15 protein-coding genes and 1 pseudogene are annotated in these 17,029 nt (G+C 69.8%); 5 read left to right on the forward strand and 11 right to left on the reverse strand.

The genetic code is table 11. The features are described 5' to 3' along the window. Positions 1–6: 6 nt before the first annotated feature. The gene (locus tag ASF41_RS06020) at positions 7–234 is read right to left on the reverse strand and encodes a DUF6471 domain-containing protein (RefSeq protein ID WP_056491639.1); all 228 of its coding nucleotides are present in this window, start codon (positions 232–234) and stop codon (positions 7–9) included. A 111-nt stretch (positions 235–345) separates the two neighbouring features. Here ASF41_RS06020 and ASF41_RS06025 point away from each other — a divergent pair, with 111 nt between their 5' ends. Both ASF41_RS06025 and ASF41_RS24645 read left to right on the forward strand, forming a co-directional pair. Beyond that, the gene (locus ASF41_RS06025) at positions 346–1,302 is read left to right on the forward strand and encodes an IS1595 family transposase (protein WP_056491641.1); all 957 of its coding nucleotides are present in this window, start codon (positions 346–348) and stop codon (positions 1,300–1,302) included. Between the two features lie 569 nt (positions 1,303–1,871). Next, positions 1,872–2,360 (forward strand): hypothetical protein, encoded by a 489-nt coding sequence (locus tag ASF41_RS24645; protein WP_156653215.1) that lies wholly within the window; start codon positions 1,872–1,874, stop codon positions 2,358–2,360. Between the two features lie 57 nt (positions 2,361–2,417). Here the strand turns inward: ASF41_RS24645 and ASF41_RS06030 are convergent, their stop codons facing one another. Both ASF41_RS06030 and ASF41_RS06035 read right to left on the reverse strand, forming a co-directional pair. Next, positions 2,418–2,846 carry a hypothetical protein gene (locus ASF41_RS06030; RefSeq protein WP_056491643.1) on the reverse strand — a complete coding sequence of 143 codons (429 nt, stop codon included), beginning with the start codon at positions 2,844–2,846 and terminating at the stop codon, positions 2,418–2,420. A 33-nt stretch (positions 2,847–2,879) separates the two neighbouring features. Beyond that, positions 2,880–4,145 carry a glycosyltransferase gene (locus tag ASF41_RS06035; RefSeq protein ID WP_244479578.1) on the reverse strand — a complete coding sequence of 422 codons (1,266 nt, stop codon included), beginning with the start codon at positions 4,143–4,145 and terminating at the stop codon, positions 2,880–2,882. Positions 4,146–4,295: 150 nt separating this feature from the next. On the opposite strand from ASF41_RS06035, the gene ASF41_RS06040 reads away from it, so the two are divergent. Together ASF41_RS06040 and ASF41_RS06045 are read left to right on the forward strand one after the other, a co-directional pair. Beyond that, on the forward strand, positions 4,296–5,114 hold the full coding sequence (locus ASF41_RS06040) for a transporter substrate-binding domain-containing protein (protein ID WP_056491680.1): 819 nt from the start codon (positions 4,296–4,298) through the stop codon (positions 5,112–5,114). A 93-nt stretch (positions 5,115–5,207) separates the two neighbouring features. After that, positions 5,208–6,011, forward strand: coding sequence for a glutathione S-transferase family protein (locus tag ASF41_RS06045; protein WP_056491647.1), 804 nt, complete (start codon positions 5,208–5,210; stop codon positions 6,009–6,011). 7 nt (positions 6,012–6,018) lie between these two features. Here ASF41_RS06045 and ASF41_RS06050 read toward each other — a convergent pair whose 3' ends face one another. Beyond that, positions 6,019–7,239 carry an MFS transporter gene (locus ASF41_RS06050; RefSeq protein WP_156653216.1) on the reverse strand — a complete coding sequence of 407 codons (1,221 nt, stop codon included), beginning with the start codon at positions 7,237–7,239 and terminating at the stop codon, positions 6,019–6,021. 561 nt (positions 7,240–7,800) lie between these two features. On the opposite strand from ASF41_RS06050, the gene ASF41_RS06055 reads away from it, so the two are divergent. After that, positions 7,801–9,474 carry a lysine--tRNA ligase gene (locus ASF41_RS06055; protein WP_056271987.1) on the forward strand — a complete coding sequence of 558 codons (1,674 nt, stop codon included), beginning with the start codon at positions 7,801–7,803 and terminating at the stop codon, positions 9,472–9,474. 342 nt (positions 9,475–9,816) lie between these two features. On the opposite strand, the gene ASF41_RS06060 is transcribed toward ASF41_RS06055, so the two are convergent. From ASF41_RS06060 to ASF41_RS25940, 7 genes and pseudogenes are all read right to left on the reverse strand, one after another. Beyond that, positions 9,817–10,671 carry an SDR family oxidoreductase gene (locus ASF41_RS06060; protein WP_056491652.1) on the reverse strand — a complete coding sequence of 285 codons (855 nt, stop codon included), beginning with the start codon at positions 10,669–10,671 and terminating at the stop codon, positions 9,817–9,819. A gap of 10 nt (positions 10,672–10,681) precedes the next feature. Continuing rightward, positions 10,682–10,861: a DUF1328 domain-containing protein gene (locus tag ASF41_RS06065; protein ID WP_056213599.1), complete on the reverse strand. Its 180-nt coding sequence runs from the start codon at positions 10,859–10,861 to the stop codon at positions 10,682–10,684. Positions 10,862–10,920: 59 nt separating this feature from the next. Further along, positions 10,921–12,258, reverse strand: coding sequence for a chloride channel protein (locus ASF41_RS06070; protein WP_056491685.1), 1,338 nt, complete (start codon positions 12,256–12,258; stop codon positions 10,921–10,923). Between the two features lie 157 nt (positions 12,259–12,415). Beyond that, positions 12,416–13,810, reverse strand: a complete 1,395-nt coding sequence (locus ASF41_RS06075; protein ID WP_056350668.1) for a deoxyribodipyrimidine photo-lyase — start codon at positions 13,808–13,810, stop codon at positions 12,416–12,418. 421 nt (positions 13,811–14,231) lie between these two features. Further along, positions 14,232–15,344, reverse strand: coding sequence for a TRAP transporter substrate-binding protein (locus ASF41_RS06080; protein WP_056491655.1), 1,113 nt, complete (start codon positions 15,342–15,344; stop codon positions 14,232–14,234). Positions 15,345–15,526: 182 nt separating this feature from the next. Beyond that, positions 15,527–16,660 (reverse strand): branched-chain amino acid ABC transporter substrate-binding protein, encoded by a 1,134-nt coding sequence (locus tag ASF41_RS06085; protein ID WP_056213606.1) that lies wholly within the window; start codon positions 16,658–16,660, stop codon positions 15,527–15,529. Positions 16,661–16,876: 216 nt separating this feature from the next. Then, positions 16,877–17,029, reverse strand: a pseudogene (locus ASF41_RS25940) (sugar transporter); the annotation flags it as partial.

Consider the following 17,029-nt stretch of genomic DNA (forward strand, 5'->3'; position numbering starts at 1 on the left):
GCCCCGTCACAGGCGCACTTCCGTGGCGCCAATTGCGACTAGGCATTGCAGAAAAAATACCGCCGTAAACTTCCCGCGCGCGAGCTTGTTGCGAATGTTCGGCTCTGTCTCTTTTACGCCGATTGCTGCCAGCTTCTCGACAAGCTGGGCGTAGGTCACGCCCTTCCGCTTCAGCTCGGCCTTCAGGATCGCCTTCACGCGCGTATCCCAGTGTTCCTCAACGCCTTCGGTCATGGCACTCGCATCCTATTCGATGATGGATGCCATCATACGCGATACGATTTCGCTTGACCAGTAAGCCGTTATGCCATCATATGCGATGCATAAGCACGCAAGACGATGGCAATGGCTTCTCACTTCCTCCTCTCCTCAGCCGCTCGGACCCTCTCGCTCAAGGCGATCTACAAGGGTGGCGAGGACCAGGCCTACCAGACCTTCAAGCGCCTTCGCTGGCCTCTGACGGATGGCGAGCCCGTGTGCCCTGCCTGCGGGTGCCTGGACCACTACAACATCACGACCCGCCGTCGCTTCAAGTGCGCCGGTTGCGGCAAGCAGTTCAGCGTTACGTCGGGCACGATCTTCGCCAGCCGGAAACTCGCCTTCACGGACCTGTGCGCCGCCGTCGCGATCTTCGTGAACGCCGTTAAGGGCCTTTCGGCTCTCCAACTCGGCCGCGATCTGGACGTCTCCTACAAGACGGCCTTCGTGCTGGCTCACAAGCTGCGCGAAGCCCTTGCGGCTGAGACGGCCGGGCATGACCTTGAGGGTGAAGTTGAGATTGATGGCGCGTACTTCGGCGGCACCGTGCGCCCTGAGAACCGCAAGGAGGATCGGAAGGACCGTCGCCTCAAGGCCAACCTCTCGGACGGTCGCCGCGTCGTCATCGTCATGCGCCAGCGCAAGGGCCGCACCCTGACGTTCGTTGCCAAGCGCGAGGCTGAGGGCGTGAAGCTGGCCGAGCAGCACGTCGCCCACGGTTCCAAGGTCTATGCCGACGAGGCGACCCACTGGGACGATCTGGAAGCTAAGTTCCCCGACGCGGGCCGCATCAATCACTCGCTGGCCTACTCAGCGGACGGCGCAAACACGAACCAAGCCGAGAGCTTCTTTGCCCGCCTACGCCGGATGGTGGCTGGCCAGCACCACTTCGTCACGGCTCGCTACCTTCACCAGTACGCCGCCGAGGCTGCTTGGAAGGAGGATAACCGTCGCCTTCCGAACGGAGAGGCGTTCTCTCTCACAATCCGTCTGGCAATGATGTCGCCGGTTAGCCGCACTTGGAAGGGTTACTGGCAACGCTAAAGATCAAAAGTGCTCCGATGCGTATCCTTTCTGGCAACCGGCTGTGGGTAACTAAATTCTTTGGCCCATGAGGGCGTGACGTCTAGAGACTATATGTGGGCTTATGGGATCGCCCTGATTGGGAGCGCCGACCTTGAACAACTTGACAGATCGCGCGTTTCAGATCATACGGCGCGCTCCCGCACCCGTTGCGGGATTTTTTGTATTTTAAGGGGAACTCGCATGGCTGCTTCAGCAGACCCAAGACTCTTGGCTCCACTCACTCTCGGTGGCCCGGCTGTCGAGCGTGCGCGTTCCGTCAAGGACGACAACCACGCTGAACCGCCTAACGTTGCCGAATGGACACGCAACTTTGATAGTGCGGAAGACGCCGTTTCGGCTTCAGAGGTAGAGTTCTTTTCTGAGCTGCGTCGTCGTATAAGCAATTAAGCCGCTCTCGGTACAGAAAAGTTTAGGGGCCGAAATTGCCTGTCGCAGGAAGATCCGCAGAGTTAATTTCTGCGCGGGTAGCTTATTTTCAGCACGCAATAGATCGGCACCTTGCCTCTCCGGCAATGTCAGGGCTTGGGATGCAGTATCATGAGCAGATGCCGGCCATTTTAGCCGACGTCTACTTCTCGCTTACGCATGCCTACAAAGAGCTTTACCTTGTCCCCGGCCACGGAACCGATGTTATCAAGCAGGCAGCCCTGACTTGCGCTGCTATTGCAGCTGTAAAGCCTATTCGGCCGCCCGGTGACATTGATCCCCAGAACGTAGACCGCGAAGAGTATGTGTTCGCGAACGCTATGCTGGCAATGAAAAGCTCTTGCGGTATCGTACAGCACCCATTCCACAAGCGACCGTTCGATGATCGCCGTCGTGCCTATGCAGCGTTCCAAAAACTGGAATTGGCTTGCATTGAGCCGATCATGAACGAGGCTGCCGCCCAAGACGGCGTGCTCACTTCTATGTGGGATCTATCTTTGTCAAATACTGACGAAGCTCTGATTAACGGCCTAGTCCTTCAATTCTCGCTATATAGTCAAATGAAAGAAGCGGACTCGTCGTTCCGCTAAGTACTTCAGAGAGTTTGTGGCCACGAGATAGGCTTTATATAGTCCTTATCCAGATGACTATTTGGTGGGCCCCCAAACCTGCCCCGCCTGCGTCCGCTCCCCCTCCACCATCCGGCTCGCGCGCATCTTCCTGAGCGCGCAGCCAACACGGCGCGTGACATCGGCCAGCAAGCGCCGATCGCGGCCGTCCTTCCCCTCTGTCTGGCAAACTAGAAGCGCTAACTGGCGGGCCGTCAGCGGCTCCCCTGCCTTGCGTAACTCGGCCAAGAGGTAGTCCCGTAGCTCGTTGCGGTAGAACAGCACGATACGGGCCGCGCGGGGCGTGGAGCCCTCTAGCTCGCCCCTGAACCCACACGCCTCCAGAACCCTGTCTAGGGCCTCTATGTTGTTGGAGAGGATCGCCATGCGCTCGCGCAGATCGGCGTTCTCTCGGCTCAGTTCCTCGCGCTTGGCGAGCAGTCCGTTGATGAGGCTTTGATCGTCCATTCTGCCATCATAGGCGATGACGTAGGCCTTTACCTACCGTGCTTTTTGGTGCATTTGCTCCATAAGGCCGCGGAAATGCGTCGAGGTGCCCCCGAGAGGAATCGGCACGCACCAGGAGGCGAGGGCCGGGATCAGGACGTCGAAGAGGGCGGCGTACTCAATGGCGAAGCACCGCGTGAGGCGCCCGTCATCCATGTTGTCGATGACGAGGCGGCCCTGGAGGCAGGCCGTGGTGCGGGAGCTGCGGGCGAAGCGCGTCGCCGCCGCCCGGAGCTGACCCGGGTCGGGCACGTCCTCGGCGTCGTAGACCACGAGGCAGGCGCCGCGGGCCAGGGGCAGGGCGGCATTGAGGGCGCGCGGCTTGGTGCGGGGCAGGCCCGCCGGCACCCGGACGACCTCGAACCGGGCCGGAAGCGCCGCCGTCGCCAGGGCCCCGTCGGTCTCGCCGTCATCCGCCTCGATCACCAGCTTGATGTCGAGCTTGGCCACCGGATAGTCGAAGCGCGACAGGGCCGCCACGAGCCGTGGCACGACCGCGGCCTCGCGGTGGAGCGCCACCAGCACCGTGTAGACCGGCAGGGCAGTGTCCGGCAGCGCCGCCTCGGGCGGCCGGTCCGCCTCGACGCTGACGGCGGCGATGCGGACCGTGACCATGACGAGGAAGCCGAGCTGCATCAGGGTCCAGGCGCCGACCAGCACGGGGGCGGGGAGGAACGCCGCGGCGATGCCGACGGCCCCGAGGACAAGGCCCGCGATGGCGAGGTGCGGCCCCTGCGTGTCCGCCCCCAGCGCCCAGTCGGGCCGGTGGCGCTGGAGCGTATCGGCGGCGGCGGCCGCGATGCCCACCGGGTTGGCGGCGAACGCCGCCGCCTGCAGGGCCCGCGGCGTGGTGATGGCCGCGCGCGTACCCGTCCGCAGCAGCGTGGCGATGGCGGCCCCGCGCGGGGCGCGGACCGTGGCGGGCCCCGGGGCCATCAGGGGCGCGACCCCGGCCACGAGGCTGTCGGGATAGCGGGTGCCCTCGCCGAGGCGCAGGTCGCCGGCCAGGAACGGGACGCCGAGGGCGGCGGCGAGGCCGCGGTAATAGGCCTCCTCGGTGATCAGGTCGGCGTGAATCAGGGCCGCGGCGGCATCGGTGCCGCAGGTCCGCGCCAGAGCGGCGGCCCGCGCCAGGCGGCCCGCGTCGAAGCCCTGGCGCGCGAGGAACGCGATCTCGGGCGGCAGGGGTTCGGGCGGCAAGGGGTCAGACAGCAGGGGCGCGGTCCGGCCGTCGGGGGTGCTGAAACCGCGAAGCGACACCGTGCGCGACCTCCCGGCGGCCCGTGGATGTGCTAGGGGAGGGCCGTGAGCCAGTCCGTTTCCACGCGCAACCCACGCGCCACGATTGCAACTTCCGCGTTTGCCGGCCGAAAGGCAAGGCGGCGTCGGGGCCGGGCGGCGGCTTGTGCACTGGCGGCGGTCGTGTGCGGCCTCGGCTCCGCTCCGGCGGCCCGTGCCGAGGGCGTGACGATCCCCAACTTCTGGAACCCGCGCGCCCGCCAGGAGCGCATGGAAACCCAGCCGAGCGCGCGCACGGTCCGCTTCCTCACCGACGACGACTTCCCGCCCCTGCACTTCGCCGGCCCCGACGGCACGCCCACCGGCTTCGTGGTGGAGCTCGCCCGCGCGGTCTGCGAGCGCCTGGCCATGACTTGCACGGTTCAGGCCCGGCGCTTCGACACCCTCCTCGACGCCCTGGCCGAACGGCAGGGGGACGTGGTCGCCGCGGCGATCCCCCTGACGCCGGCCCTGCGCGCCCGCTTCCTCGCCACGCGCCCCTATTTCCGCTGGCCGGCCCGCTTCGCCGCCCGCACCGACAAGGGCCTCCCCGCCCCCTCGGCGACCGCCCTGGCGGATCGGAGCGTCGGCGTGGTCGGCGGCACCGCCCACGCGGCCTATCTGAAGGCGTTCTTCCCCAAGGCCGCCGCCAAGGACTTCACCGACCTCGCCACCGCCGAGGGCGCCCTGCGCCGGGGCGAGGTCGACTACGTCTTCGCCGACGGCCTCAACCTCGCCCTCTGGATCGGCGGCGTCGAGGCCGCGGGCTGCTGCGCCTTCACGGGCGGCGACTACCTCGAGAACCGCTACTTCGGCGAGGGCATCGGCCTCGTCACCCGCTCCGACGACCCGGCCCTGTCGCGGGCGCTCGACGACGCGCTCCAGCGCCTCTGGGACGAGGGGAAATACGCCGAGCTGTACCTGCGGTTCTTCCCGGTGAGCCCGTTCTAGGAACCGGCGCGCCGATCCCGCAGCCCGGCCCTCTGCCCGAGGCGACCGGGCGTTGAGGCGGGCCGCATCCCGCGCACCGAGGAGCCTTCCACCATGCTGCTCTACGAGCACCCGCTCTCGTCCTACGCCCAGAAGATCAAGATCGCGCTGCGCGAGAAGGGCGTGCCGTTCACGGCGGAGCTTCCCGAGAGCTTCGGCACGGGACGGGACGCGGGGCCCTTCGCGGCCGCCAATCCCCGCACCGAGGTGCCGGTGCTCCTCGACGGGGACGTGACGCTGTTCGAATCCACGGTGATCCTCGAATACGTCGAGGAGCGCTGGCCGGAGCCGCCCCTGCTGCCGGCCGAGCCCGCGGCGCGGGCCTTCGCACGGCTCACCGAGGAGGTCTGCGACACCCAGTACGAGGCGGTGAACTGGGGGTTCGGCGAGGTGCTGTGGTTCCGCCGGGCCACCGGAGACCTCGCCGCGCACCTGCGCGCCCAGGCGGCGGCGCAGACGGCGGTGCTCCAGGGCTGGCTGTCGGAGCGCCTCGGCGCGGCCGCGTGGTTCGGCGGTGCGGGCTTCGGCTGGGCCGACGCGGCGGCGGCCCCGATGGTCAACCGCTCGGTGCATTACGGCCTCGGGCCGGCGCCGGGGACCCCGCTCGCCCGCTGGCACGCCCGGGTGAGTGCGCGCCCCGCGGTGGCGGCGACCTTCGCCGAGTTCGACGCGGCCGCCGCCCGGATGGCCGAGGCCCCCGACCTCTACACTTCCGGCGGACGCCGCCGCGAATACCGCGACCATCGCCTCGACTGGATGATCCGGTCGGGCGGCATCGAGGTCGTGCTCGCCGGCCTGCACGACGGCAACGTCCGCTTCTCCTGGCCGGCCCCCCTGGCCGAACCCGTCCCCGGGTGATCGCCCCTCAGAGGCGCAGGCGCCCGGCACCGGCCGCGACCGCGACCGCGAGCAGGAGGGCGGCCACCGCGAGGAAGGCCAGGGTCAGGCTGGTGGCATGGGCGAGGAGCCCGATCGCGGCGGGGCCGGCCAGCACCCCGGCATAGCCCAGCGTGGTCACGGCCGGGATCGCGAGGACGGCGGGCACGGTCTCCAGCCGGCCGGCGGCGGTGAACAGCACCGGCACGATGTTGGCGCAGCCCGCCCCCACCAGGGCATAGCCGAGGAGCGTCGCCGGCCAGAGCGGCACCGCCGTCGCGAGGCCGAGCGCGGCGGCGGCGAGGAGCGCGCCCAGGACGACGATGCGGCGGCGGCCGATCCGGCGCACGAGGGCGTCGCCGGAGAGGCGGCCCGCCGTCATGGTCAGCGAGAAGGCCGCGTAGCCGAGGCCGGCCCGGGCCGGATCGAGGCCGCGTTCCTGGATCAGGAAGACGCCGCTCCAGTCGAGGGCCGAGCCCTCCGTGAGGAAGACCACGAAGCACAGGAGCCCGATGCCGAGCACGGGGCCGCGCGGCAGGGCGAAGGCCGGGCCGCCGGGACCGTCCGCCACCGCCGGCAGGATGCCAGGCAGGGCCACGAGGAAAGCGGCCGCGATGGCGGCGACCACCCCCAGGGTCGCGGCCGCCGGCGTCAGGCCGAGGCTCAAGAGCGCGCTGAAGCCGGCGGCCCCCAGGATGCAGCCGAGGCTGTAGAGGCCGTGGAAGCCCGACATCATCGGGCGCTCCGCCCGGCGCTCCACCGCCACCGCCTGAAGGTTCATGAGGCAGTCAAGCAGGCCGAGGCCGATGCCGAGGCCGGTCAGGGCGGCGGCGAGGACGGGCAGGCCGGCGGCGCGGGAGAGCACCATCAGGGCCGTTCCGGTGACGAACACGGCGACCGCCAGCACGGGGCGGGTGCCGAAGCGCCCCGCCAGGGCGCCCGCCACCGGCATGGTGGCCAGGGAGCCGATGCCGAGGCAGAGGAGGAGCAGGCCCAGCCGGCCGTCATCCAGACCCGCCCGCGCCTTCACGAGGGGCACCAGGGGCGCCCAGGCCGCGACGCCGAAGCCGACGATGAGGAACAGGAGCCGGGTGGCGCGCGTCTCGGCGGGGCGGGCCGCCCGCGCGATCGCGCGAAGCGCGGCGGGTGCGGCCCGCGTGATCTTCGATCTCGCCGGGACGGAGCGTGCGGACAGGGAACGGGGAGACATGGAGCGCGCGGGCATGGAGCGGACCGACATGGAGCCTTTCGGGTGCGCCGGACGGGGCCGTGCAACGGAACGGGACGGTGTCTCGCAGACACCCGCGGCGATGGTGTGAAGCCGGACGGCGCCGGGAACACGTCAGACCCGCGGCCGGTGCATCGGCCGCTGCGCCCGCCACCGCCGTTGCGCGGCCCGGCGGGAACGAAGGCGCAGGACCTGCGGGATCCTGTCGCCATCGCGGCCGTCAGCGCCCGCCGTCGGGTGCCCGTCTCGAGTCCGTCGGAATGCCGCTGCCGGCATCGAGGTTCGCGTCGACGCAGCTCCGGCCGGGAGGGGGAAGGGCGTCAGGTGCGACAGCACGGCAAGCCCGAGGGGACACGGGCGCGGCATGAGACGCTCGGGACCGGAATCCGGCGGAGCGCCGTCAGACCGCACACGGTTTCGACCGCGTTTCCAGGGCCGGATGCCGGTCGATCGATCCGCGTTGACCCTCCGGGTCGCCCTCCCTACGGTGCCGGCCTTCGCGATCTCCCGTTTCCCCATCCTTGCAGAACTGACGCTGTCCCCATGCCGTCCCCGCTTCCCTCCGACCCCGATCTCATCGCGGCGGCCGCCACCGCCGCGGCCTGGCCCTTCGAGGAGGCGCGCAAGCTCGTGGCGCGGCTGGAACGCCGCCCGAAATCGGAAGTCCTCTTCGAGACCGGCTACGGACCCTCGGGCCTGCCGCATATCGGCACCTTCGGTGAGGTCGCGCGGACCTCGATGGTGCGCCACGCCTTCCGGGTCCTCACCAACGACAGCGTGCCGACCCGGCTGATCGCCTTCTCGGACGACATGGACGGCCTGCGGAAGGTGCCGGACAACGTGCCGAACAAGCCCCTGCTGATCGGTGCCCTGAACCAGCCCCTGACCCGCGTCCCGGACCCGTTCGGCACCCATGACAGCTTCGGCGCGCACAACAACGCCGAGTTGCGCCGCTTCCTCGACGCCTTCGGCTTCGACTACGAGTTCCGCTCGGCGACCGAATGCTACCGTTCGGGCGTGTTCGACACGGCCCTCCTCACGGTGCTGGAGCGCTACGACGCCGTGATGGCGATCATGCTGCCGTCGCTGCGGGCCGAGCGCTCCGCGAGCTACTCGCCGTTCCTGCCCATCCACCCGGTGACGGGGGAGGTGATGCAGGTGGCCATCGACGAGGTCCGGGTCTCGGCCGGGACCCTGGTCTGGCGCGACCCCAAGACCGGCGAGGGGTACGAGACTCCGGTGACCGGCGGGCACGCCAAGCTGCAGTGGAAGCCCGACTGGGCGATGCGGTGGGTGGCCCTCGGCATCGACTACGAGATGGCCGGCAAGGACCTGATCGATTCCGTCAAGCTCTCCGGCGAGATCGCCAGGGCGTTGGGCGGCGAACCGCCGGAGGGGTTCAACTACGAACTCTTCCTCGACAAGGACGGCAAGAAGATCTCGAAGTCGAAGGGCAACGGCCTCTCGATCGACGAGTGGCTCGTCTACGGCACGGCCGACAGCCTGGCGCTGTTCATGTACAACAAGCCGCGCGAGGCCAAGCGCCTGTTCGTCGAGATGATCCCGCGCCAAGTCGACGACTATCTGAGCTTCCTGGAGAAGTTCCCGGGCCAGGAGCCGGCCCAGAAGCTCGGCAACCCGGTCTGGCACCTGCATGCCGGGCATCCGCCGGCGGCCGAGGCGGTCGGCAAGGGGGGGGCCCTCACCTTCGCCATGCTCCTCAACCTCGCGGCGGTGGCCAACACCGAGGACCCGGCCGTGCTGTGGGGCTTCATCCGCCGCTACGACCCGGATGTGGGGCCGGAGACCCACCCCGTCCTCGCCCGCCTCGTCGGCCACGCGCTGGCCTACTTCCGGGACCTGGTGCGCCCGGCCAAGACCTACCGGGCGGCCACCGAGGCGGAGCGGGCGGCCCTGGAGGATCTCGCGCAGACCCTCGCGGCGCACGAGGGCTCCGTCGATCCGGAGGGCCTGCAGGCGGTGGTCTACGAGGTCGGACGCCGGCACTTCCCGGACCTGTCCGGCAAGGCCAAGAGCCCGGACGGGCGCCCCGGCGTGTCGCAGGCCTGGTTCACCACGATCTACAACGTGCTGTTCGGTGAGGCGCGCGGCCCACGATTCGGCTCGTTCATCGCCCTCTACGGAGTCGCCGAGACGCGGGCGCTGATCGCCCAGGCCCTGTCCGGCGCCTTCCTGGCGGACGCCCCGGCCGCCTGACGCGGACGATCCTGCGTCCTCTCCCGGGAGCGGCGCAGAATAATGTCTGCGTCTCGAGGTGCGATTGCGCACAATTGTGCTTGTCGGCGCGTCCCGGGGCGGATAGAACGCCCTTCCACTGGACAGAAAAAAAGGCCGCCCCGATGAGGGAGCGGCCCGAAGTCTAGGGAGGAAACGCCCAAGAAGGGCACACCGCGGCGACGCCATCGCCGCGGTGCATGGCGATCAGATGCCATCTTGCACCGCACCATGCAATTGCTTCCGTGAGGGAGCGGGCATGCGCCCAGTGCATGAAAACGATTTCAGACACCCTGTCGTCGGGAGTGAGGGCGGCCTTCGTCGTCAGTTGCCGGTCGGATCCGCTAGGCCGAGCTGTGCCAGGCTGAAGGCCCAGACCCGTTCCTGAAGCGCCGTGTCCCGGCCTCGGGCCGAGGGCTCCACCGGCGCGCACCGGTCGAAATAGAGACCCGTGCGGCCTTCGACCGCGGGCGCGGTGGCGAGGTACAGGGAGGTCGCCGCGCCGTCCGCGGGCTTCGTCATGAACGGGCGGATCAGACGCCAGCCGAGGCCGAACCAGCCGCCGGTCTCCGACGCGAAACCGCTGGCGATGACGCCGGGATGGAGAGCGTTGCTGGTGACGCCGGTGCCTGCGAGCCGCCGTGCCAGGGCCGCACTGAACAGCACGTTGCCGAGTTTGGCCTGGGAATAGGCGGCGATCGCGCTGTAGCGCCGCGCATGGCCGATATCGTCGAAGGCGATGCGACCACGCCGATGCGCCGTCGAGGCCACGTTGACGATGCGGGCCGGCGCACCGGCCTTCAGGTGATCGAGGAGGGCGAGGCTGAGCTGGAGATAGGCGAGGTGATCCAGCGCCCAGGTCCGCTCGATGCCATCCGTCGTGGTGGCGTAGCGGTCGAAGATCGCCCCGGCGTTGTTCACCAGCACGTCGAGGCGCGGATAGAGCGCCCGGACCTCCGCGGCGAGGCGGCGGATCTCGGCCTGGCTCGACAGGTCGGCGACGAAGCCGTCGACCCGGGCTCCCGGCACCGCTCCACGGATCTGCTCGGCCGTGCGGCCGGTGCGGCCGGCATCCCGGCCCACGAGCCCGACCCGGAACCCCGCCCGGGCCAGCCCGAGCGCTGTCTCGGTGCCGATCCCGGAGGTGGCGCCGGTGACGAGGGCGATCCGGCCGGCCACGGACGCCGCCCTAGAACACCGCCTGCCCGATGGCGAAGGCGACGACCACGATGACGATGGCCACAACCAAGAACAGGCCGAACAGGATCCGGGCCAGGGAGCCGGCGCCCGAAGCGATCCCGGTGAAGCCGAGGCCGCCCGCGATGAGGGAGATCACGAAACAGATGAGGGCCCATTTCAACAGGGTCATGCGCAACACTCCAGCTCGCGGAACCGACCGATAACCACCTGGGGACGCAAGCGTTCCGCTCAAGCTCGGCTGTTTTGCGCGGCGTGTCCGGGGGGCGCCGGCCCGGCCGGGCGGGCCTCGGTTCCGGCACGCTCCAGGAGGATGTGTGCCAGGGCATGATAGAGCCCCTCGCGGCAGACCGCCTTCGAGACGGCGTCGGCGATGAGCGCCGCCACCATGAGGGGGATCATCAGGGCGTGGTCCTGGGTCATCTCGGTGACGATGACGAAGGCGGTGATCGGTGCCTGCAGGGCTCCCGTCAGGTAGGCGACCATGCCGAGGAGCACGAGGGCGGCCACCGGCACGCCGGAGAACCAGTCCTGCAGGGCGGCGCCGAGGCCGGCCCCGACGCTGAGGGAGGGCGCGAACAGGCCGCCGGGAATGCCGCTGATCGCCGAGAGCAGCGACGCGGCGAACTTGAGGGGCGCGAAGTCCGGATGGGACGCCGCGGTGCCGTGCAGGAGGGCGCGCGCCTCCTCGTAGCCGGTGCCGTAGATCGTTCCACCCGAGGCGAGGCCGCACAGGGCGACCCCGAGACCGCAGGCCGCCGCGAAGGCGACGGGACGGGCGGCGATGGCGGCCCCGAGACGCCCGGGCAGGCCGCGGGCGAACAGGATCACGATGCGGGCGAACCCGCCGCCGGCCAGCCCCCCCAGCGCCCCGATCACCGGCACGGCGATCCAGCCCGGCCCGAACGGCAGGGTGGCGCTCGACGTGCCGAAATAGGTGTAGTTGCCGGTGAGCGCCATGGCGGTGAGCCCGGCCGCCACGATGGCGGCGACGATCAGTCCGCCGGTGCGGGCCTCGTAGGCCCGGCCGAGTTCCTCGATCCCGAACACGATGCCGGCGAGCGGCGTGTTGAAGGCCGCCGCCACCCCGGCCGCACCGCCGGCGAGGATCAGCCCCGGCACGCGTTCCGGCGTGAGGTGGCCGGCGGCCGCCATGATCGCGGCCCCGACCTGCACCGTCGGCCCCTCGCGCCCGGTGGAAGCGCCGAACAGCAGGCCGAGGCTCATCACCACGATCTTGCCCGCCGCGACCCGGAGGGAGACGAGGGCCCGGCGCAGGGCGAGATGGCCGGTCTGGCGCGCCGCGATCACCTGGGGGATGCCGGATCCCTGGGCGTTCGGGAAGACCTCGCGGGCGAGCCAGGCGCAGAGGGCGAAGCCGAAGGGCGTCAGGGCGAGGGCCACCAGGGGCGAGACGCCGAGCACCTGCCGGAACGCGCCCTGGGCGGCATCGGCGAGACCCGCCATCAGGACGGCGGCGAGCCCGACGCCGATGCCGCCGACGAGGAACAGGAGGCGGTGGCGCCACAGCCCGAACGCGTCGCGGGTGGCCCCGCGCAGGCGCCGCATGCGCGGGGCCACCCCGGACCGGACCTTGGCGCGCAGCACCTTCACGCGCAGCACCTGGGCAGGACGGGTTCGGGGCATGCGATCCGGGGCTCGGGCGGGCGGGTCAGGGGCGGGGGGTCGGGAGGAGCTCAAGGCAAGGCGCGTACCCCGCGGGGCCCTAGGCCTTGTCCTCCGCCCGGCAGAGGTCTTCGACGGTCCGGAGATAGGCCTTGGCGTCGAATTTCCGCAGGGAATTCTCGCTCTGGTAGCGCACCGTCCCGAAGATCTTGCGACGGGCCCAGGGCCGGTCGTGCAGGCCGTAGACCCAGGCGACGTTGGTGAAGGAGTTCGGGTCGCGTCCGTCGAGGAAGTAGCGGTTGTTGAGCCGCAGCGTGCGGGCGAAGCCCTCCTCGGGGGTGGGCGACCATTCGAGGATCTTCTTGCCCCAGTACATGCGCAGGTGATTGTGCATGTAGCCGGTCTCACGCATCTCGGCCTGGGCGGCGTTCCAGTAGACGTCGTGCGTCCGTCCCTCCGCGAGCTCGGTCTCGGTATAGGTCTTCGGCCGGGCGTCGTCGGCATGTTCGGCCAGGACCTTGCGGGCCCATTCGGGAACGGCGCGCTCGTAGCGGTCGTAGCCGTCCGTGTAGTGGACGTGGTTCATCGCCAGTTCCCGGCGGATGACGACCTCCTCGACGTAGGACGCCTTGTCCTCGGCCCCGCCCGCCTTGGCGGCCCGAACCGCCAGCACGATCTCCACCGGCGAGATCTGCCCGAAATGCAGGTAGGGGCTCATGTGGGAGGCCGCCCCGGCCTCCGGCCGGTTGCGGTCGCTGCCGTAATCGGCGAACGGGCCCGCGAGATAGGCCTTGAGGCGCCGGCGCGCCTCGGTCTCCCCCCCGGTGAAGCGCCGCACCGGTCCGACCGCACGGTCGAGGCTCATGCCGGCCAGCACCTTGGCCGGGTCGGCGATGTCGACCTCCGATGTCGGCAGGCCGCGCCCGGCCGGATGCTTCACCCTCCGGGCGGTCAGGGGCGCGACGTAGTCGTCGAGGTGCTTGTGCAGCTTCGGGCGCAGGGTGCGGGCGGCGTATTCGTGCTTGGGCGAGGTGACCTCAACCGGCACCACGACGTCCCCCTCCACCTGCACGATCCGGGTGTCGACGGCCGCGACGATCTCGTCGTACCAGCGCTTCTGGATCGCGAGGTAGCCCCGGTCGAGGACCAAGAGGGCGGCGTCCCTGGCCAGATCGATGGCGACCCGGGCGGGGGAGGCCTTGCGCAGGCAGAAGCCGATGCCACGGGCCTCGAGACCGGACGCCGCATCGGCGAGTCCCTGGAGCAGGAAGGCGTAGTGCCGGGCATTGGCTTCCGGAAAGCCGTTCTTGCCGTCGAGCAGCCCGAAGCCGGCGAGCACCGGCAGGCCGAGCCGGTTGGCCTCCTCGATCGCAAGCTCGAGCGCCGGATTCCCGTGGGCCCGATTCGCCTGCTGCAGCAGGTAGAGCACGTAGCGCCCCGCCGCCCGAGGCTCGGCCTCCTTCAGGATCCGAATCCGTCCCGCCTGAATCGCCATCGTCGCTCATCGCCTCTTGGTGCTCGTCACGAAAGATCGGGCCGCCGCCCATCGCGACGCCCCAGGCAGAAAGGGCCGCCCCGACCGAATCGACCCCGGGAGAATGCGGCATAGGGCGGCGCGAAAACTGAATTCGAACAACCCTCTAATGTCGCTTCACTTGAGTCTTCCCCCCTCCCGGGGTCATGAGAATTTGCGGCGTCTCGGGTGCGTCATTTTGGATACAGAAATCGGTCAATGTGTTCCGGAGCACGAAAAGCGACACGGATACTGCCCTATCCGCCTTGCAATTCCGCGTGGGAGGATCAGATTGTGCGTTGCGGGACCGCGATGGCGTCGCGGTCCCGCTGCCCTCCTTGGGCGTTTCCTCCCTAGACTTCGGGCCGCTCTTCGGAGCGGCCTTTTTTCTGTCCCGACCGTCCTAGCCACGCGCACGGGCCCGGATCATGAAGTTGTCGTAGGTGTACTCCGCCACCTGGAACCAGAGGTATTCCTCGTTCCGGAACGTCTTCATCGCCTCGTGGATGCGCTTGAAGTCGGCGTTCTTGGCGCCGATCTCGGCATAGACGTCGTTGGCGGCCTTCAGGGCCAGCTCCATCACCTCCTGCGGGAACGGACGCAGCTGCGCACCGGCCGCCACGAGGCGGCGCAGGGCGCGGGGGTTGCGCGCATCGTACTTGGCCTGCACGTCGGCATGGACCTGGGCGGCGGCCGCCTGGAGGACTGCCCGGTAGCTCTTGGGCAGTCCCTTCCAGGCCTCGGCCTGGATCCAGAGGTGCAGCGTCGAGGCGCCCTCCCAGAAGCCAGGGTAGTGATAGGTCGGGGCCACCTTCTGCAGCCCGAGTTTCTCGTCGTCGTAGGGGCCGATCCACTCGGCGGCGTCGATCGCCTTGGCCTCGAGGGCGGCGTAGAGGTCCGGTCCCGGGGTGGCCTGCGGCACCACCCCGAGCTTGGCCAGAACCTGCCCGCCGAGGCCGCCGATCCGCATCTTCAGGCCCTGGAGGTCCGCCTGCGCCTTGATCTCGCGACGGAACCAGCCGCCCATCTGCGCGCCGGTATTGCCGGCCGGCAGGGCGACGAGCCCGTGCCTGGCGAAGATCTCCCCGAACAGGTCGGCGGCACCGCCCTGGAGCCACCAGGCGCTCTGGCCGCGCGCATTCAGGCCGAAGGGCAGGGCGGTGGCCAGGGCGAAGGTCGGATCCTTGGCGAGCCCCAGGGTCGCCGGTCCGTAGCCCATCTCGACGGTGCCGGCGGCTACGGCATCGAGGAGGCCCTCGGCGGGCACCGGCTCGCCGGGCCCCGAGGGCTGGATCTGGAAACGGCCGTCGGTGGCCTCCGCGACGATGCGGGCGAGCTGGTCGGTCGCGCCGAACAGGATGTCGAGGTTCTTGGGGAAGGCGCAAGCCAGTCGCCAGCGCAGATCCGGCGTCGCCTCGGCCCGGGCGGGGCGTACCAGGAGGGTCGCCGCGCCACCGAGGCCCGCGGAGAGGAGAGCACGGCGCCCGGTGCTCGGGCGCGCGGAGGATGGGGGCATGACGCCTCGCTGAGAGATCTCGAATCGTCCTGTTGCGGCGCGTCGCGGCCGACCCGCGGCCCGAAGGTCCGCCGTTCACGAACGGCGAAGGGTCGGAAACGATCCCGAAATGGGCGGAGGCCCCGCGCCGGCGGACCGGACGGCGCGCAAGCCCAGGGGGGCTGCGCCCGATCGGGCGCGCGTTACTTGGCGTACGTGAAGGCGCCGTCGTTCCAGACGTAGAGGACATAGCCCTGAGCGGTGACGTCCCCCTTGCCGTCGAACCCCACCGGGCCGAGCACGAGATCGAAGCGCTCCGCGTGCAGGGTGGCGGCGATCCGCTTCGAGTCCGCCGTGTGCGCGAAGTTGCCGGCCGCCACGAGGGCCTGGAGGGCGGCGTAGCCGTAGATCGTCGATCCTTCGGGCTCGACCCCCTCGGCCTTGAAGGCCGCGACCACGGCAGCGGCCTCCGGCTTGCGGCGGGGATCGAGGTAGAAGGTCATCAGCACGCCGTTGCTGGCCGGCCCGGCGATGGTGGCGAATTCCTGGGTGGCGATGGCCGAGGTCCCGAACCATTGCGGCTTGAAGCCACGCTCCGCGGAGATCCGCACGAGGCGGCCCATCTCGCGGGCGTCCCCGCCGTAATACGCCACCGCGATCCCGGCCTCCTTCAGCCGGTCGGCGAGGGCCGCATCATCGGCATCGCCCGCCGCGAAGGCGGTGGCGATGGCCTCGTTGATGCCGATCCGGTTGAGGTTTTCCTTCGTGGCGGCGGCGAGGTTGCGCGAACCCGGCGTCAGGTCGTTGAGGATGGCGATCTTCTTCTCGCGGAATCGCTCGGCCAGTACGGTGGCCGAGAGCTTGGCCTGATCGTCGTCGCGCCCGCAGACCCGGAAGATCGTCGGCAGACCCCGATCGGTGAGCTTGGCGGCCACGGAGGCGGCGGTGATCATCACCGTGCCGTTGGCGGCGTAGACCTCGGAGGCCGCCAGCGATGCGTTCGAGCAGACGTGGCCGACCACGAGCCGCACGCCCTGGGTCGCGTAGTGGTTGGCCACCGCCACGGCCTTGTTGGAATCGCAGGCATCGTCCTGCACGTCGAGCACGATGGTCTGACCGTCGAGCCCGCCCTTGGCATTGGCATCGCGGGCCGCGGCCTGGACCCCGCGCAGGACCTGCTCGCCGACGGCCACGTAGGCGCCCGAGCGCGGGACGGCGACGCCGATCACCACGTCGGCCCGGGCCGGTGCGGCGCCGAGGATCGCGGCGGCGAGGACCAGGCTGCCAGCCAAGCCGCCGGCGCGCCCGAAGCGCCGGGCCGCGCGTCTGAACCTCATCCCGCCCCGTCTCACGCCTCGGTCGACCTCGCTTACAGATAGAGGCGGATCGGCCAGCCGCCAAGGTTCGGCGCGTGCACCGGGTCCACGGCCCGGTGCCTCCCGGCATCGCTCGGGCCTGGGCGACCCGTGCGCGATGCCGCGCCAGAACGCAAGGGGGACCTTCGGCGCGGGCGTGAGTCGCAGACGCGGCACGTCCGCATCTGGGCGCACACCTTACCGGGCCGTCGCGTAGACCGAGGCGCCGGCGGTGACCGGTGCGGTGACGGTGGAGAAGACGGAGAGGACCTTCTGGACCTCGGTGAAGGGGGCGTTGGAGACGTAGACGAGGTCGCGGTTGCGCATGCGGAAGGCCTGGGTCAGGAACAG

This window comes from Methylobacterium sp. Leaf111 (assembly GCF_001423285.1).
Classification (GTDB): Bacteria; Pseudomonadota; Alphaproteobacteria; order Rhizobiales; family Beijerinckiaceae; genus Methylobacterium.

Coding starts and splice junctions, on each gene's coding strand:
- ASF41_RS06020 (WP_056491639.1), bottom strand. CDS start 234: ATGACCGAAGGCGTTGAGGAACACTGGGATACGCGCGTGAAGGCGATC.
- ASF41_RS06025 (WP_056491641.1), top strand. CDS start 346: ATGGCTTCTCACTTCCTCCTCTCCTCAGCCGCTCGGACCCTCTCGCTC.
- ASF41_RS24645 (WP_156653215.1), top strand. CDS start 1,872: ATGCAGTATCATGAGCAGATGCCGGCCATTTTAGCCGACGTCTACTTC.
- ASF41_RS06030 (WP_056491643.1), bottom strand. CDS start 2,846: ATGGACGATCAAAGCCTCATCAACGGACTGCTCGCCAAGCGCGAGGAA.
- ASF41_RS06045 (WP_056491647.1), top strand. CDS start 5,208: ATGCTGCTCTACGAGCACCCGCTCTCGTCCTACGCCCAGAAGATCAAG.
- ASF41_RS06050 (WP_156653216.1), bottom strand. CDS start 7,239: ATGTCTCCCCGTTCCCTGTCCGCACGCTCCGTCCCGGCGAGATCGAAG.
- ASF41_RS06055 (WP_056271987.1), top strand. CDS start 7,801: ATGCCGTCCCCGCTTCCCTCCGACCCCGATCTCATCGCGGCGGCCGCC.
- ASF41_RS06065 (WP_056213599.1), bottom strand. CDS start 10,861: ATGACCCTGTTGAAATGGGCCCTCATCTGTTTCGTGATCTCCCTCATC.
- ASF41_RS06070 (WP_056491685.1), bottom strand. CDS start 12,258: ATGCGGCGCCTGCGCGGGGCCACCCGCGACGCGTTCGGGCTGTGGCGC.
- ASF41_RS06075 (WP_056350668.1), bottom strand. CDS start 13,810: ATGGCGATTCAGGCGGGACGGATTCGGATCCTGAAGGAGGCCGAGCCT.
- ASF41_RS06080 (WP_056491655.1), bottom strand. CDS start 15,344: ATGCCCCCATCCTCCGCGCGCCCGAGCACCGGGCGCCGTGCTCTCCTC.
- ASF41_RS06085 (WP_056213606.1), bottom strand. CDS start 16,660: ATGAGGTTCAGACGCGCGGCCCGGCGCTTCGGGCGCGCCGGCGGCTTG.